Here is a 16,358-nt window from a genome sequence, read left to right as displayed (position 1 = left end):
TGTTGCGAACAGCTTGCAAGAGCCTCCCAGTACCAATTGACACCGATCTCCCCCGGCCACCCCTGGTCTGTACACCAGCACATATGCGACATTTAAGTACATGACGGCTGTCGAGCAGTACGTAGAGCAGTACGCGCGGGCCCGGATCGTCACCGATTCCGCCGAGGCGGGCCACGCGGTCCCCGTCGTGCTGCGTCACGAGAGCGGCACGGTCCGTGTCGCACTGCCCGGCTCCGGCGAGTGGGGATCCTTCCCCCGCGAGCTCCTCGAACGCGGCCTGCGCGCCCCCGTCACCGGCGGCGCCGTCCGGATCTGGCCGTGCGGTCGCGTGCAGACGGTCATCGAGTTCCACGCGCCGCACAAGCCGAGCGGGGTGACGGTCGTGCAGTTCGACACGAAAGCGTTGGTCCGCTTCCTGCGCCGCACCTACACGACCGTCACCCCGGCCAAGGCCCCTCAGCGCGTCACGCGCTGACGAGCTTCCGGTCCTCGTCGGGACGGTCCTCGTCCGGACGGTCGGCGGAGGCCGTCCGCAGCCCCTCGCCCTCCACGTCCACGTTCGGCAGCACCCGCGCCAGCCACTTCGGCAGCCACCAGGCCTTCTTGCCGAGCAGCGCGAGGACGGCGGGCACGATCGTCATACGGACGACGAAGGCGTCGAAGAAGACGGCGATGGCGAGGCCGAAGCCGATCATCTTCACCATCTGCTCCGAGCTTCCGATGAAGCCCGCGAACACCGCGATCATGATGATCGCCGCGGCCGTGACCACCCGCGCCCCGTGCTTGAACCCGGTGACGACGGCCTGCGCGGGCCGCTCCCCGTGCACGTACGCCTCCCGCATCCGCGTCACGAGGAACACCTCGTAGTCCATCGCGAGGCCGAAGACCACACCCACCATGAAGATCGGCATCATCGACATGACGGGACCGGTCTGCTCGACGCCGAACAGCGAACCGAGCCAGCCCCACTGGAAGACGGCGACGACGGCGCCGAGCGCGGCCAGGACCGAGAGCAGGAAGCCGAGCGCGGCCTTCAGCGGCACCAGGACGGACCGGAAGACCACCATCAGGAGCAGGAACGCGAGGCCGACGACGAGCGCCAGGTAGGGGATCAGCGCGTCGTTGAGCTTCTGCGAGACGTCGATGTTCATGGCCGTCGAGCCGGTGACGCTCAGCTCGGCGCCGGTGTCCGCCTTGATGTCGACGCCCGCGTCACGGATGTCGTGCACGACGTTCTCGGTGTCGACGGACGACGGCTTGTACTTGGAGACGACGCTGATGACAGCCGTGTCCCCGGACTTGTTGAACGTCGCCGGGGTGACGGCCGCGACCCCGTCCGTGCCCTTGATCTCCCGGACGACCTCGGAGACGGCGGCCTTCGGGTCGTCCGCGCCCTTGGCGTCGACGACCGTCATGAGCGGGCCGTTGAAGCCGGGCCCGAAGCCCTCGGAGAGCAGGTCGTACGCCTTGCGCTGGGTGGTGCTCGTGGGCTGCGCGCCGTCGTCGGGCAGGCCGAGTTCGAGCGAGGCTACCGGGACGGCCATGGCGCCGAGGCCAACGATGCCCGCGATCAGGACGGTGACCGGGCGGCGCAGGACGAAGCCGGCCCAGCGGGTGCCCATGTTGACCTTGGGCTGCTTGTCCGTGGACAGGTCCTTGCGCGCCTTGCGGCCGTGCACCCGCTTGCCGACGTAGCCGAGCAGCGCCGGGATCAGGGTGAGCGCGATGAGCACCGCGATGGCGACGGTGCCGGCGGCCGCGATGCCCATCTTCGTCAGCATCGGGATGTTCACGACGGCGAGTCCGACGAGGGCGATGACCACCGTCAGACCCGCGAAGACGACGGCCGAACCGGCGGTGCCGACGGCCCGCCCCGCGGCCTCCTCCCGGTCCCGGCCCTCCGCGAGTTCGCCCCGATACCGGGACACGATGAACAGCGCGTAGTCGATGCCGACCGCGAGGCCGATCATCATCGCCAGGGTGGAGGTGGTGCTGCCCAGGTCGAGCACGCTGGCCAGCGCCGTGATGGCGGAGACGCCGATGCCGACACCGATCAGCGCGGTCAGCAGCGGCAGACCGGCCGCGATCAGCGAACCGAACGTGATCACCAGGACGACGGCCGCGACCGCGATACCGATGATCTCGGTGGCGCCGGTCTCCGGCATGGCCTGCAGCGCGTCACCGCCGACCTCGACGGTCAGACCGGTCGTCTTCGCCTCGTCGATGACGTCCTGGAGCGCGTCCCGGTCGGCGTCGGTCAGCTCCATCGAGGAGACCTTGTACGAGGCCGAGGCGTAGGCGATCGAGCCGTCCTTGCTCAGCGTCTTGGCGACGAACGGGTCCGCGACGGAGGCGACCTGCTTCGAGCTGGACTTGAGGGAGGCGACGGTGTCCTGGATGTCGGCCCTGTTGCCGGCGTCGGTGAGCTTCTCCCCCTTCGGCGCCTCGAAGACGACGCGGGCGGTGGCCCCGTCGGCGGCGGATCCGGGGAAGCGCTGGTCGAGCAGGTCGAAGGCCTTCTGCGCCTCGGTCCCCGGTATGGAGAAGGAACTGGAGGCCGCGGTCGGCGCGGAGGCGGCGCCCACGCCCGCGAGCGTGAGCAGGGCCACCCAGATCAGGGCGACGAAGTGTCGTCGGCGGAACGCGAGTTTGCCGAGTTTGTAAAGGAATGTGGCCACGGAGGCGTACTCCCGGTCAGGTCGTGGGTCCAACAGGACAGCAGGGCATAGGTGATCGGCCCGACGACATGAGCGGGTGCGCGTCAGGTGGAACGGTGGGGAAGTGTCAGGCGCTGAGGGCGGGGAGGACCACAGCGTCGATGTACGAGACGAGGTATTCCTGCGTCGGTGGCTCTTCGTCGATGAGCGTGCGGGTGGCGAACGCGCCGATCAGCATGTGGATCAGATAGCCGAGCGCCGGGTTGTCGGCCCGGACCTCGCCCCTGTCCACCGCTCTGCGCACCATCCGGTCGACACCCGTCATCTCGGGCTCGACGATCCACTCCTTGAAGGCAGCGAGCAGATCCGGATTGGCGTGCACGGCGACCATCAGGCCGCGCATCAGCGCGCTGTTCTGCTCCATGTGACAGTCGTCCTCACGGAACGCGATCGCATGCAGATCACCGCGCAGCGAGCCGGTGTCGACCTCGTCGAAGTGCGGCTTCTGGCTCCGCAGCGCCTTCACCACCAGCTCGGCCTTTCCGCCCCACTGACGGTAGAGCGTGGCCTTGCTGGACCGCGTGCGGGTGGCCACGGCGTCCATGGTCAGGGCGTCGTAGCCGACCTCACGGAGAAGTTCGAGCACGGCGCCGTACAGCTCGGCCTCGCGCTCGGGTGTGATCCGGCTGCGACGCGTCGTTGCCTCCGCGACCATGTCACCCACCTGACCTCTCCGTATGCGTACGGGATAAAAGTACCCTGCCGACTAGCGAAACGAAACGGTTTCGTACGTGCGCTGCGCCACACCTTCTCGGCGAGTCCCGGTTGCCGGAGCCCGCGTCGCGGAAAAGCATGAGGAGGTGACTGACGCAACCGAGGAAGCAGACGGCCGGGCGTACCTGCGTTTCCCGCACATCAGCGGCGAGCTGCTGTGTTTCGCCGCCGAGGACGACCTGTGGGTCGCGCCGCTCGACGGCTCCGCGCGGGCCTGGCGGGTCACCGTCGACCGCACCAAGGTCAGCCACCCGCGCTTCTCCCCCGACGGCCGGCACATCGCGTACACGACGTGGCGCAGCCTCGACCCGGAGATCCATGTGGCACCGGTCGACGGCGGCTCCGCGCGCCGGCTCACGTACTGGGGCAGCGCGGACACCCAGGTCCGCGGCTGGTCACCCCCCGACAAGGACGGGAAGGCCGACATCCTCGCGGTCGCCTCGCACGGCGAGCCCTTCTCGTACTTCACCTTCGCCTACAGCGTCCCGACCGACGGCTCCCCCGGCGGCAAGCTGCCCTGGGGCCCGGTCTCCGACATCCAGGTCGCCGACATCGACGGGGAGCGGCAGACCCTCCTCCTGACCGGTACGCCGCCGCACGAGCCGGCCGCCTGGAAGCGCTACCGGGGCGGGGCGCAGGGCAGGTTGTGGGTGCACGGACAGCGCATCCTCGCCGACCTCGACGGACATCTGGACGACCCGATGTTCGTGGCCGGCCGCATCGCGTTCCTCTCCGACCACGAGGGCATCGGCAACGTCTACTCCTGCCGCCCCGACGGCACCGACCTGCACCGCCACACCGACCACGACTCGTTCTACGCCCGGCACGCCAGCACCGACGGCAGCCGCGTCGTCTACCAGTGCGCGGGCGACGTGTGGATCCTCGACGACCTCGACCCCGACTCGGTGCCGCGCAAGCTGCCGGTCCGGCTCGGCGGCCCCCGCGCGGGGCGCCGCGGCTACCAGGTCCCCGCCGCCCTGCACGTCGACTCGCTCTCCGTCGACGAGACGGGCCGGGCCAGCGCCGTCGTCGTCCGCGGCAGCCTGTACTGGCTCACGCACCGCGACGGCCCCGCCCGCACCATCGCCGACACCCCGGGCGTACGCGTACGCCTCCCCGAGATGCTGGGCTCCGGCGGACAGGTCGCCTACGTCACCGACGCCGACGGCGAGGACGCCGTCGAGATCGCCTACCTGCCGCGGGCCAGCGGCGACCGGGCACCGCGCCGGTTCGCCTCAGGACAGCTGGGCCGCGTACAGGAGCTGGTCTCGGACCCGGACGGGGAGCGGCTCGCGATCGCCTCGAACGACGGGCGGCTGCTGCTCATCGACGTCGGCGACGAGGGCGGCGAGGCACCGCTCGAACAACCGGCCGTCACCGAACTGATCCGCTCCACGAACGGCCCCGTCCGCGACCTCGCCTTCTCCCCCGACGGCTCCTGGCTGACCTGGTCGCACCCCGGCATCGGCCGCTCGCTGCGGCAGATCAAGATGGCCCGGATCAACCGCGGCGGCGGATCCACCGCGATCGGCGCGGTCACCCCCGGAAAGGGCGAGGCGTCGACGATCATCGACGTCACCAACGGCCGCTTCGAGGACGAGAACCCGGTGTTCACGCGGGACGGCCGCTATCTCGCCTTCCTCTCCTGGCGCGGCTTCGACCCGGTCTACGACGTGCACACCGGCGACCTGTCGTTCCCGCTGGGCTGCCGCCCCTACCTCGTACCACTGTCGTCCGCGACGCCGTCCCCGTTCGCGCTCTCCCCCGACGGGCGGACGGCGGCGGGCGGCCTCGACCCGGTCGAGGACGCGGGCGGCGACGGCACACCGACCGTGGAGATCGAGGGACTCGCCAACCGCGTCGTGCCGTTCCCCGTCTCGGCGTCCAAGTACTCGGCGCTGCACCCGGTCTCCGGCGGCGGCCTGGTGTGGCTGCGCTGGCCGATCTCCGGCGCGCTCGGCGAGACCTTCGCCAACCCGGCCGACCCCTCGGCCCAGCCCACCCTCGAACACTTCGACCTGGTCAAGGGGAAGAAGTCCCAACTCGTCGCCCACATGGACTGGTTCGAGGTCAGCGGCGACGGCTCCCGGCTCGTCGTCGCCGACGAGGGCGAACTGGAGGCCGTGCCGTCCACCGAGGCCGGCGACAACGACACCACGGTCTGGATCGACCTGCGCCGCATCCTGCACGAGGCCGACCCGGCGGCCGAGTGGCGGCAGGCGTACGACGAGGCGGGCCGGATCATCCGCGCGTACTTCTGGGAACCGAAGATGTGCGGCATCGACTGGGACGCGGTGCTCGACCAGTACCGGCCGCTGGTCGAACGCGTCGCGTCCCCCGACGAGTTCGCGGATCTCCTGCGCGAGGTCCTCGGCGAACTCGGCACGTCCCACGCCTACGTGGCCGCCGCCCGCCGCAACGAGGGCCCGCCGCACTACCAGCGCGCGCAGGGCCTGCTCGGCGCCAACTTCGTCTGCCGTGACGGATGTTGGGCCCTCCAGCGGATCCTGCCCGGCGACTCCTCCGACTCCAAGGCCCGCTCCCCGCTCGCCGGCACGGGCATCCGCGACGGCGCCGTCCTCACCCACATCGACGGCCGCCCGGTCGACCCGGTCACGGGCCCGTACCCGCTGCTCGCGGGCGCGGGCGGCACGACCGTCGAACTGACCTTCACACCCGCGGAGGGCGGCGGGCGCCCGCGCCGGGTAGCGGTGGTCCCCCTGGTCGACGAACGCCCCCTGCGCTACCAGGACTGGGTGGCCAAACGCCGGGCCGTCGTACGCGAGTTGAGCGGCGGCAAGTGTGGCTATCTGCACATCCCCGACATGGGCGGCTCCGGCTGGGCCCAGTTCAACCGCGACCTGCGCATGGAGGTCTCCCGGCCCGCGCTCATCGTCGACGTACGCGGCAACGCGGGCGGCCACATCAGCGAGCTCGTCGTCGAGAAGCTCACCCGGAAGATCATCGGCTGGGACCTGACCCGCAACGCCCAGGCCGTCTCGTACGCCTCGAACGCCCCGCGCGGCCCGGTCGTCGCCCTCGCCGACGAGGCGACCTCGTCGGACGGCGACATGATCGCGGCCGCGTTCAAGCTGCTGGCGCTCGGCCCGGTCGTCGGCCAGCGCACCTGGGGCGGCGTCGTCGGCATGACGGGACGGCACAAGCTCGGCGACGGCACGGTGATCACGGTGCCGATGAACGCGGCCTGGTTCCCCCAGTACGGCTGGTCCATCGAGAACCGGGGCGTGGAACCGGACATCGAGGCCCTGCGCACCCCCCTGGACTGGGCGGAGGGCCGCCACGCCCAGCTCGACGACGCGGTGGAGCTGGCGCTGAACCTGCTGGCGGAACAGGGTGCGACGAACCCGCCGGACTACTCGGACGTCCCGGACCTGCGGCGCCCGAAGCTGCCGCCGCGCTGACCGGCTCCTCCGCCGGACCAATGTCCTGCGGAGGGCTTACCCCCTCGCCCCTGGCATGACAGATTCTGGGCGCGCACATGGCGATGTCGCGCTCAACTACCTGTCGTCCAGGGGGCTTTCATGCCGCACGGCTCACGAAGAGGGATACTGCTCGGCGCCGCGGGAATCGGGGCGGGACTGGCACTCGGCGGTGGCGGGAGAGCCGCGGCCGCGCCTCCCGGGCTGCCACCCGTCCTCATCACCGAACAGGCGGGCAAGCGGCTGCTGGTGATGGATCCACGGGTGCAGGTGTGGGACCCGGCCGTGGACCCTGATGTCGTGCGATGGGCGTTCTCGCCGCTGGGCGACGCCCGGTACCGGGATGTCGAGCCCGACATCAGCTGGGTGTACCCGAGCGAGGCGAAGGTGCGGCGCCACCGCGGGCGTACGTTCGTGCTGACCACGGCCTCGTTCGGGTTCGTGGGCGTGGTGGAGTGGCCGAGCGGGCGGCGGTACTGGGCCGGCGCCCTCGGCCCCGGGGACGACCTGATCAACCCGCACACCGCCGAGATCCTCCCCGACGGGAACGTCGCCGTCGCATGCAGCACGGGGGCACGGGTGCGCCTGTACGCGGCCGCTCTCGGCCCGCACTCCACGCGGTACACGGAGGCCGAGCTGAAGGGGGCGCACGGGCTGCACTGGGACTCCGCGCGCGAGGTGCTGTGGGCCATGGGCGACGACGAGCTGGTGGTCTACCGGGTGGCGGGGTCGCGCGTACGGCCTTCGCTGGTGCGGCAGTTCGGCGTGGCCCTGCCCGTCGCGACTCCCGGGAAGTCCGCCGGTGGACACGACCTGTTTCCCGTGGCGGGGGTGCCGGGGCGGATGTGGGTGACGACGACGGCGTCGGTGTTCCAGTACGACATCGCGAGCCGGAGCTTCGTGCAGGACTTCGCGGGGGCCTCGGAGATCGTCCGCAAGTCCGTGAAGTGCGTGGGGGACGATCCGCGCAGCGGGCGGGTGGTCACCACCGTGCCGGAGGCCGGGCTCGGGGAGACCTGGTGGACGACCACCGTAAGCCTGCACCGGCCTTCCGGGTCCTTCAAGTACGTCAACGGCGGGATCTACAAGGCCCGTTGGTGGCTACCCAGGTGACCCGTCGGACGCCTCCAGCCTGCGGTCGATCGCCAGGGACAGCTCCGCCTCCACCACACCCTTGGCGAGCGGACGCAGGCGGTCGACGTCCTTGTCGGAGGCGTGGGTGGCGACGAGGTCGGTGAAGAGGGCGGCCAGGGCGTCGGCGTGGTCACGGACGCGCCTGGCCGCCGCCAGGACGTCGGCCAGCGGGATGCCCTCGCGGACCAGGGCCGCCGAGATGTCGAGCAGCCGGCGGCTGACGTGCACGATCTGCTCGCCGTCGATGCCCAAGTAGCCGAGGTCGAGGGCGGCCTGGAGGTTCTCGGGCGTGACGTCGTCCGCGAAGTAGTCGGCGAGCTCGGCGGCGGAGAGACGGACCGGCACCTCCTCCGTCGGCTGCACGCCGAGGAGTTCACCGACGTCGCGGCCGCGGTCGAAGGCCTCGGAGAGCTCGCTGATCCCGTTGAGGGTGTGGCCGCGGTCCAGGAGCGAGGCGATCGTACGCAGGCGGTCCAGGTGCGTCTCGTCGTACCAGGCGATGCGGCCCTCGCGGCGGGGCGGCTTGATGAGTCCGCGTTCACGGTAGAAGCGCACGGTGCGGACCGTGATGCCGGCCGCTCTGGCCAGCTCCTCCATGCGGTACTCGCGCTTGCTTTCGCCGCGTTCCGTCGCTTCCTTCTGGGCCTTCTCCACGTCGGAAACCTTATGCCGTACTGCCGGTAACTTTCTTTGGTCCGACCCCTACCCATGAGTACGTACAGCCTCTACTCTCCGAATTACGCCAGTGTTCACTGGCAGAGTCGCTGCGGCAAGGGAGGCGCTGGGATGGCCGAACAGGAGCACGAGCACGTACGAGTGGCAGTGATCGGATCCGGCTTCGGCGGCCTCGGCGCGGCCGTCAGGCTGCGGCGCGAGGGGATCACCGACTTCGTGATCCTGGAGCGGGCCGGCGCGGTCGGCGGGACCTGGCGCGACAACAGCTACCCGGGATGCGCGTGCGACGTACCGTCCCACCTGTACTCCTTCTCGTTCGCACCCAACCCGGACTGGCCACGGACGTTCTCCGGGCAGGAACACATCTGGGAGTACCTGGAGCACGTCGCCGACACCTTCCGACTGCGGCCGCACATCCGCTTCAACTCCGAGGTACAGCAGCTCCGTTGGGACAGCGAGCAGCTGTGGTGGGAGATCGACACGGCGCAGGGAAAGCTCACCGCCGACGTCGTCGTCTCCGCCACCGGGCCGCTGTCCGACCCCAAGACGCCCGACATCGCCGGGCTCGACACCTTCCCCGGCAAGGTCTTCCACTCCGCGCGCTGGGACCACGAGTACGACCTGCGGGGCAAGCGCGTCGCCATGATCGGGACGGGCGCGTCGGCCATCCAGATCGTGCCGGCCATCCAGAAGGAGGCCGGGCGCCTCACCCTCTTCCAGCGCACGCCCCCGTGGGTGATGCCGCGCGCCGACCGGGCCATCACGAAGGCCGAGCGCTGGCTGCACCGACAGCTGCCCTTCACCACCCAGGCGCGCCGCGGACTCCTGTGGGGCATCCGGGAGCTGCAGGTCCAGGCATTCACCAAGCACCCGAACGAACTGGGCATGGTCGAGCAGCTCGCCAAGCGGAACATGCACCGGGCCGTCAAGGACCCGGCACTGCGCGCGAAGCTCACGCCCGATTACCGCATCGGCTGCAAGCGGATCCTGCTCTCCAACACGTACTATCCGGCGCTCGCACAGCCCAACGTCGACGTCGTCGCCTCAGGACTGAGCGAGATCCGCGGAAACACCCTCGTCGCCTCGGACGGCACCGAGACCGAGGTCGACGCGATCATCTTCGGCACCGGCTTCCACGTCACCGACATGCCGATCGCGGACCGGGTCACCGGCGCCGAAGGCGACACGCTCATGCAGTCGTGGAAGGGCGGAATGAAGGCGCTGCGCGGCGCCACGGCCGCCGGATTCCCGAACTTCATGACCGTCATCGGGCCGAACACCGGCCTCGGGAACTCCTCGATGATCCTGATGATCGAGGCCCAACTGAACTACCTGGCCGACTACATGCGGCAACTGCACGTCCTCGGCGGCCGTGTCGCCCTGAACCCACGCGAGAGCGCCGTCAACGGCTGGAACAACCGCGTACAGGACCGCATGAAGCGCACCGTGTGGAACACCGGCGGCTGCAACAGCTGGTACCTCGACGACAACGGGGTCAACACGACGGTGTGGCCGGGCACGACCACCGAATTCCGGCACGCCACCCGGCATGTCGACGTAGGCGAGTACGAGGTGGTGCGCGCGCCCGCGAAGCCGGCCGCGCCCACCACACGTACCAAGAAGAAGGCCGAGGTGAACGCCGCATGAGCCGCCTGATGCGCCATGTGACGACGGGACCGTACGCGCCGCCCGTCGCCGCCCGCGAACTGACCGTCACCTCCGCGGACGGGGCACGACTGCACGTCGAGGTGCACGGCCCCTCCGAGGACACGGGCGCCCCGGCCGTCGTGCTCTCGCACGGCTGGACCTGCTCGACGGCGTTCTGGGCCGCGCAGACGCGGGCCCTCGCCACCGACCACCGGGTGATCGTGTACGACCAGCGGGGCCACGGCCGCAGCCCGGCCGCCGCCCAACTCCCGTACACCACCGACATGCTGGCCGACGACCTGGAGGCCGTGCTCGGCGCGACACTGGAGCCGGGAGAGCAGGCGGTGCTCGCCGGGCACTCCATGGGCGGCATGACGATGATGGCCGCCGCCGGACGCCCGAAGTTCCAGGAGCACGCCGCCGCCGTCCTCCTGTGCAGCACGGGCAGCTCGGCGCTCGTCGCCGAGGCCACCGTGGTGCCGCTGATGCGGGCGAGCACCCTGCGGACCCGGATCACCCGCGCCATCCTCGGCTCGAAGGCACCCCTCGGACCCGTCACACCGATCGGCAAGCGGGTCCTCAAGTACGCGACGATGGGGCCAGGTTCGGCCCCCGACAAGGTCGAGGCCTGCGCGCGGATCGTGCACGCCTGCCCGCGCAAGGTGCGGTACGGCTGGTCGCACGTGCTCGAACAGCTGCAACTCGACGCCGGTGTCGGCCAGTTGACGATGCCGGTCGCCGTCGTCGCGGGAACCGCCGACCGACTCACCCCCGTCGCGCACGCCCGGCGGATCGCCGCCGCGCTGCCCAACTCCGCGGGCCTGACCGAACTGGCGGGCCTCGGCCACATGACACCCGTCGAGGCCCCCGAGGCCATCACGGCGAAGATCCGTGAACTGTCCCGGTCGCACATACAGCCGCAGTCGAAGTCGAACTCGCAGAAGGGGGCGGATGCCGCATGAGCAGGGTCAGTCTCGAAGGTCAGGTCGCGGTCGTCACAGGAGCCGCGCGCGGCGTGGGCGAACTGCTCGCACGCAAGCTGTCGGCACGCGGCGCGAAGATCGCGCTGGTCGGCCTGGAGCCGGACGAACTGAAGCAGGTCGCCGCGCGGCTGCACTCCGACGCCGACTGGTGGCACGCGGACGTCACGGACCACGTGGCGATGGCGCAGGTCGCACAGGAGGTCAAGGACCGCTTCGGGAAGGTCGACATCGTCGTCGCCAACGCGGGCGTCGCGACCGGCGGCCCCTTCGCCGAATCCGACCCGGTGGCGTGGCGACGCGTCATCGAGGTCAACCTCATCGGCTCCGCCGTGACGGCCCGCGCCTTCCTCCCCGTCCTGACGGAGTCCCGCGGCTACCTCCTGCAGATCGCCTCACTCGCCGCGATCACCCCCGCCCCGATGATGACCGCCTACTGCGCGTCGAAGTCGGGCGTGGAGGCGTACGCGCACAGCCTGCGCGCCGAGGTCGGCCACAAGGGCGTACGCGTCGGCGTCGGCTACCTGTCGTGGACGGACACCGACATGGTGCGCGGCGCCGACCAGGACGACGTGATGCGCGAGCTGCGCCAGCAGCTGCCGTGGCCGTCGAACAAGACGTACCCGCTGGGCCCGGCGGTCGACCGGCTCGTGGCGGGCATCGAGCGGCGCTCGCCCCACGTGTACGCGCAGTGGTGGCTGCGCGGCATGCAGGGCATACGCGGATACCTGCCCTCGGCGATAGGCGTCGTGGGCCAGCAGCGGGTCCGCCGCTTCGAGGGCCGCCTCGGCACCGTCTCCAAGGGCCTCGTGGGAGCCGGCGGGGCCGCCGACGAGGCCGCACGGAGCCGCTGAGCTGCGACTTTCCTGCCCGCACACGGTCCGTCATTGATCGAAATGCGGCATATCGGCTGCCGTGTCAGTCTGATCGAGGCCCACCCCCCATCCTTCATGGAGTGCATCAAATGGGTATCTCTGACCAGTTCAAGGACAAGGCCGAGCAGCTGCAGGACAAGGCCAAGGAAGCCATGGGCGGCTCCGAGGGCAAGGCCGAGGAAGGCCAGGACCGCGTGAAGGAAGGCACGGACCAGGCCAAGGAGAAGGCGCAGGACGCCGCCCAGGAGGCCAAGGACCGCTTTCAGCAGTGACGCCGCCTGAACACATGTGACGGGGCCCCGTCCGGATCTCCGGACGGGGCCCCGTCATGCGAGCACTTCCGACCGCGTCCCGCCTTTCGCTCACCTTCACACCTTCGAGGGGCTTCCCTTCGATCCGGAGCGAATCCCCGTTCGGCGCCCGAGAGTTGAGCCGAAAAGACCCCGGCGGCTGTCCTACCAGCCCCGGGGCGTGGCCGACACTTCTGGGAGTGCCAACATGTCCAACCCTAGCCATCAACCGCCCCTGCCCGCACTGACAGTCGAGCCAGGACGGGCACTCGGTGCTGTACGGCTCAGTTACGTCACCAAGGTGACCACATCCCCCGCCAGGCAGCGCGCGACCGTCCAACACCACGCCGATCAACTGGGGTTCACCCTGGTCGGCGAGGCCGCCGACCTCGGCGTCTCCGCGCGCGGCACCTCCCCCTTTGAACGCCCCGTGCTCGGGCCGTGGCTCCGACACCCCGAGAGCTTCGACGCCGTCATCTGGGCGCATGTCGACCGGGCCGTCCGATCCGTGGGTCACATGTCCCAGTTGATCGCCTGGGGATGCGAGCACGCCATCACCCTCGTCTTCGGGGTACCCGAGGAGTCACTGCCGCTGACCATCACGCCACAGGCGGACGGCGACACGGTCCGCCGGGCCATGGATCTGGCGTACGCCGCCGAACAGGAGTCCCGCACGATCTCCTCCCGTCTCACCGGCGCCCACGACGCTCTGCGCGCAGCGGGTCGGTACGGCGGCGGCCTCGTCCCCTTCGGATACCGCAAGGCGCCGCACGCCTCCGGCACGGGCTGGTGCCTGATGCCCGACTCGGAGGCCGCCGCACTCGTGCGCACCATCGTGGATCAGGTCCGGGCCGGACAGTCCCTGTCCGCGATCGCCCGACGACTCAACGACGAGAGCGTGCTCGTCCCCCGCGATCGACACGCACAGCTTCAGGGGCGCGCCACCGGCGGCGTTCGGCACGGGCACTCGTTCGACAGATTCCGCTGGACGTCGGGAACGCTGTCGAAGGTGCTGCGTTCACCCTCCTTGATGGGGCACCGCATCCACCGCGGCCAAACGGTTCTCAGCGAGGACGGCCACCCGGTCCTCATCGGTGAACCCGTACTGAGCGAAGGCGATCGAGTTCCAGGCCCTTCAGAACCACCTGGAGGCCCGGTCCAACGGAACAAGGGGGCGGCGCCGCCCGACGTTCGCCCTCCTCACCCGCATCGCACACTGCGCCGCCTGCGGTGGCCGCATGTACTACCGCGTCCGCAAGCCCTACCCGTACGGCGACTACGTCTGCGCCGCCCCAGCGAGCGGGCTGAGGTGCCCCGCAGCGGCCGCCATGCGGTCGGACTGGCTGGAGGACTACGTACTCAGTCGCTATCGCGCGGCGACAGGCGTGTGCGGGCCGGTGAGCCGCACGGACCTACTGGCCGCCGGCACCCGCGTCATCGTCTCCAAGGGCCGCTGTGGAGGCGGCGCCGAGCGGCTCGTCGGTCCGGACACGTCGCGACGACGTTCATGATGGGAGAGACGCCGCACACCGCCGCGTGACGCCGGAATCCACGCGGGGCGCACTCCCGGGCGCCCCGCACCTTCCCACTAGCGGTCGAAGACCACCGTGACGGGCGCGTGATCCGACCACCGCTCGTCGTGCGTGGCGGCGCGCTCGACGTATGCCTTCAGGGCGCGGTCGGCCAATCCAGGAGTTGACACGATCAGGTCAATTCTCCATCCGCTGTCATTGTCGAAAGCCCGCCCCCGGTACGACCACCACGAGTACGGTCCCTCGACGTCCGGATGCAGTGACCGCACCACGTCGACGTACCCGCCGTCCGAAGGCTCGAAGACGGACGACAGCCACTCGCGCTCCTCCGGCAGGAAGCCGGAGTTCTTCTTGTTGCCCTTCCAGTTCTTGAGGTCGGCCTCCTGGTGGGCGATGTTCCAGTCGCCGCAGACCACGACCTCGCGGCCGTCGGCGGCGGCCCGCTCGCGCAGGGACTTCAGGTAGGGCAGGAACTCCCCCATGAACCGGATCTTCTCGTCCTGGCGCTCCGTGCCGACCTCACCGGAGGGCAGGTAGAGGCTGGCGACGGTGACGCCCGGCAGGTCCACCTCGACGTAGCGGCCGCTGTCCGCGAACTCGGCGGAGCCGAAGCCGATCCGCACCCGCTCCGGCTCGCGCCGGGTATAGAGGGAGACACCGGCCCGGCCCTTGGCGGCGGCCGGGGCGTGCACGACGTGCCAGCCCTCGGGCTCACGCACGTGCTCGGGCAGCTGGTGCGGCTCGGCGCGCACTTCCTGGAGGCAGACGGCGTCGGCGGAGGTCTCGGCGAGCCACTCCACGAAGCCCTTCTTGGCGGCGGCCCGGAGCCCGTTCACATTCACAGAGGTCACAGTCAGCACCCCGGCACGATACCGGCAGACTGGACGGGAAGACCGCAAGCACCCGCATAGAGTTACGATGAGTCGTATGACTATTCAGCTTCCCGGAGTCGGGGCCCCGGCCCTGCGCCCCACCTCCTTCGGCCACCGCGACGCGATCGCGCTGAACGACCGCGTCCAGCTCGAGTACGCGGAGCGCTACGGCGACGAGGGCGATGTCACGCCGCTGGACCCGACGATGTTCGAGCCGCCGCGCGGCCTCTACCTGATCGCGTACGACGCCTCGGGCACGCCGCTCGCGACCGGCGGCTGGCGCGGCCAGGAGGCGAACGAGGAGGGGTACGCGGACGGCGACGCCGAGCTGAAGCGCATGTACGTCACTCCGGAGGCGCGCGGCCTCGGCCTGGCCAGGCAGATTCTCGCGGCTCTTGAGGAGGACGCCCGGGCGGCGGGGCGCACCCGCATGGTTCTGGAGACGGGCCTCAAGCAGCCGGAGGCGATAGCCCTGTACACGTCGAGCGGTTACGAGCCGTGCGCCCGGTTCGGCCACTACCGGTTCGACGAGTTGAGCCGGTGCTTCGCGAAGCCCCTGTGAGTACGGGACGGAGATACGCGAAAGCCCCCGACGGTTTCCCGTCGGGGGCTTTCATTGCAGTGGACGTGAGGGGATTCGAACCCCTGGCCCCCTCGATGCGAACGAGGTGCGCTACCGGACTGCGCCACACGCCCTTGCAACGAGTGAAACTCTAGCACTCCGATCCGGGTGCTTGGAAATCCGTTCCCTGGCTGGTCAGCCGGGCGGACTCCGAAGTGGCCCGGCTCACTCGTTGGCGGCGCGGGGCCGGCCGTCGGCGCCGTCGTCGAACTGGTCGAAGAGCGGCGTACGACCGCGCTCGCGGGAGCGGCGTGCGGAGGCGGCGCGGCGGGCGTCACTGCGGCCGTCGTCGGCCACCGGCTCGGCGGACTCCACGGATTCCGCGGCGGACTCCGGGGTGTACTCCTCCCGCTGCGCGGCCTGTTCGGCGGCGGAGGAGCGGGCGGAGCTCCACGTCTCGGGTGCGTTGTAGTCGATGCCGCCGGTGGCGCGGGGGGCGACGGGGGCGGTGACGTAGGTGGGCAGGGGCACGGGGACCGGGTCCCAGCTGTCGCCGGGGCCGGGGTGGCGCTGTCGTTCGCGCTGCTGGTCGACCCACTCCTGATGGTCGGTCTGCTCGACGAGGGCGCGTCGGTCGGCGGCGAGGGCTTCGAGGCCGGGGTCGGTGGCCGTCTCGTCCACCGATGGTCCTTCCTCCTGGTCCTCGGCCGCGGCGCGTGCCGCGGCCTGCTGCCGCCTGCGCGGCTGGCGCTCCCGGAGTCGCTGCGCGGCGACCTCGGCGCGGCGGCGGTCCATGACGTAGGCGAAGCGGCGTCGTTCCTGGGTGCGCAGGTAGACGATGTACGCGCTGCGCAAGCTGGCCGAGCCGCAGGGGCTGAAGGTTCTGGACGCGGGAGAGGCCGTCGATCAGAACGCGTTCG

13 protein-coding genes, 1 tRNA gene and 1 pseudogene are annotated in these 16,358 nt (G+C 70.5%); 9 read left to right on the top strand and 6 right to left on the bottom strand.

Annotated features, from left to right (window positions below):
• Positions 1-100 precede the first annotated feature (100 nt).
• Positions 101-475, top strand: a complete 375-nt coding sequence (locus OKJ99_RS32030) for an SsgA family sporulation/cell division regulator (protein ID WP_326021477.1) — start codon at positions 101-103, stop codon at positions 473-475.
• On the opposite strand, the gene OKJ99_RS32025 is transcribed toward OKJ99_RS32030, so the two are convergent.
• A complete protein-coding gene (locus OKJ99_RS32025) occupies positions 465-2,678 on the bottom strand; it encodes an MMPL family transporter (protein ID WP_326021475.1) in 2,214 nt (737 codons plus the stop codon). The two genes, OKJ99_RS32030 and OKJ99_RS32025, sit on opposite strands and share 11 nt — an antisense overlap.
• A 106-nt stretch (positions 2,679-2,784) precedes the next feature.
• Positions 2,785-3,372 (bottom strand): TetR/AcrR family transcriptional regulator, encoded by a 588-nt coding sequence (locus OKJ99_RS32020; RefSeq protein ID WP_326021473.1) that lies wholly within the window; start codon positions 3,370-3,372, stop codon positions 2,785-2,787.
• A 145-nt stretch (positions 3,373-3,517) separates the two neighbouring features.
• On the opposite strand from OKJ99_RS32020, the gene OKJ99_RS32015 reads away from it, so the two are divergent.
• Positions 3,518-6,853: a S41 family peptidase gene (locus OKJ99_RS32015; protein WP_326021471.1), complete on the top strand. Its 3,336-nt coding sequence runs from the start codon at positions 3,518-3,520 to the stop codon at positions 6,851-6,853.
• 120 nt (positions 6,854-6,973) lie between these two features.
• Positions 6,974-7,984, top strand: coding sequence for a DUF6528 family protein (locus OKJ99_RS32010; RefSeq protein WP_326021470.1), 1,011 nt, complete (start codon positions 6,974-6,976; stop codon positions 7,982-7,984).
• On the opposite strand, the gene OKJ99_RS32005 is transcribed toward OKJ99_RS32010, so the two are convergent.
• Positions 7,973-8,602, bottom strand: coding sequence for a MerR family transcriptional regulator (locus tag OKJ99_RS32005; RefSeq protein WP_326021538.1), 630 nt, complete (start codon positions 8,600-8,602; stop codon positions 7,973-7,975). The genes OKJ99_RS32010 and OKJ99_RS32005 overlap by 12 nt on opposite strands.
• Before the next feature lie 189 nt (positions 8,603-8,791).
• Here OKJ99_RS32005 and OKJ99_RS32000 point away from each other — a divergent pair, with 189 nt between their 5' ends.
• The 5 genes from OKJ99_RS32000 (at position 8,792) to OKJ99_RS43850 (ending at position 14,012) form a co-directional block, all read left to right on the top strand.
• Positions 8,792-10,327 (top strand): flavin-containing monooxygenase, encoded by a 1,536-nt coding sequence (locus OKJ99_RS32000; protein WP_326021468.1) that lies wholly within the window; start codon positions 8,792-8,794, stop codon positions 10,325-10,327.
• Positions 10,324-11,289, top strand: a complete 966-nt coding sequence (locus OKJ99_RS31995) for an alpha/beta fold hydrolase (protein WP_326021466.1) — start codon at positions 10,324-10,326, stop codon at positions 11,287-11,289. Before OKJ99_RS32000 ends, OKJ99_RS31995 begins: the two co-directional genes overlap by 4 nt.
• Positions 11,286-12,161, top strand: coding sequence for an SDR family oxidoreductase (locus OKJ99_RS31990; protein ID WP_326021465.1), 876 nt, complete (start codon positions 11,286-11,288; stop codon positions 12,159-12,161). Before OKJ99_RS31995 ends, OKJ99_RS31990 begins: the two co-directional genes overlap by 4 nt.
• A 110-nt stretch (positions 12,162-12,271) precedes the next feature.
• Positions 12,272-12,454 (top strand): hypothetical protein, encoded by a 183-nt coding sequence (locus tag OKJ99_RS31985; RefSeq protein ID WP_326021463.1) that lies wholly within the window; start codon positions 12,272-12,274, stop codon positions 12,452-12,454.
• A 319-nt stretch (positions 12,455-12,773) separates the two neighbouring features.
• On the top strand, positions 12,774-14,012 hold the full coding sequence (locus OKJ99_RS43850) for a recombinase family protein (RefSeq protein ID WP_456115204.1): 1,239 nt from the start codon (positions 12,774-12,776) through the stop codon (positions 14,010-14,012).
• Between the two features lie 48 nt (positions 14,013-14,060).
• Here the strand turns inward: OKJ99_RS43850 and OKJ99_RS31970 are convergent, their stop codons facing one another.
• Positions 14,061-14,864, bottom strand: a complete 804-nt coding sequence (locus OKJ99_RS31970; protein WP_326021461.1) for an exodeoxyribonuclease III — start codon at positions 14,862-14,864, stop codon at positions 14,061-14,063.
• Positions 14,865-14,931: 67 nt separating this feature from the next.
• Between OKJ99_RS31970 and OKJ99_RS31965 the strand changes: the two genes are divergently transcribed.
• Positions 14,932-15,438, top strand: a complete 507-nt coding sequence (locus tag OKJ99_RS31965; protein WP_326021459.1) for a GNAT family N-acetyltransferase — start codon at positions 14,932-14,934, stop codon at positions 15,436-15,438.
• A gap of 60 nt (positions 15,439-15,498) precedes the next feature.
• Here OKJ99_RS31965 and OKJ99_RS31960 read toward each other — a convergent pair.
• Together OKJ99_RS31960 and OKJ99_RS31955 are read right to left on the bottom strand one after the other, a co-directional pair.
• A tRNA-Ala gene (locus OKJ99_RS31960) sits at positions 15,499-15,572 on the bottom strand.
• A gap of 91 nt (positions 15,573-15,663) precedes the next feature.
• Positions 15,664-16,317, bottom strand: a pseudogene (locus OKJ99_RS31955) (hypothetical protein); the annotation flags it as partial.
• Positions 16,318-16,358: the final 41 nt, after the last annotated feature.

The organism is Streptomyces endophyticus, assembly GCF_035798155.1.
Lineage (GTDB): Bacteria > Actinomycetota > Actinomycetes > Streptomycetales > Streptomycetaceae > Streptomyces > Streptomyces endophyticus.
The sequence above is the reverse complement of the archived record's forward strand: the minus strand, read 5'-3'. Positions and strand labels throughout refer to the sequence as shown.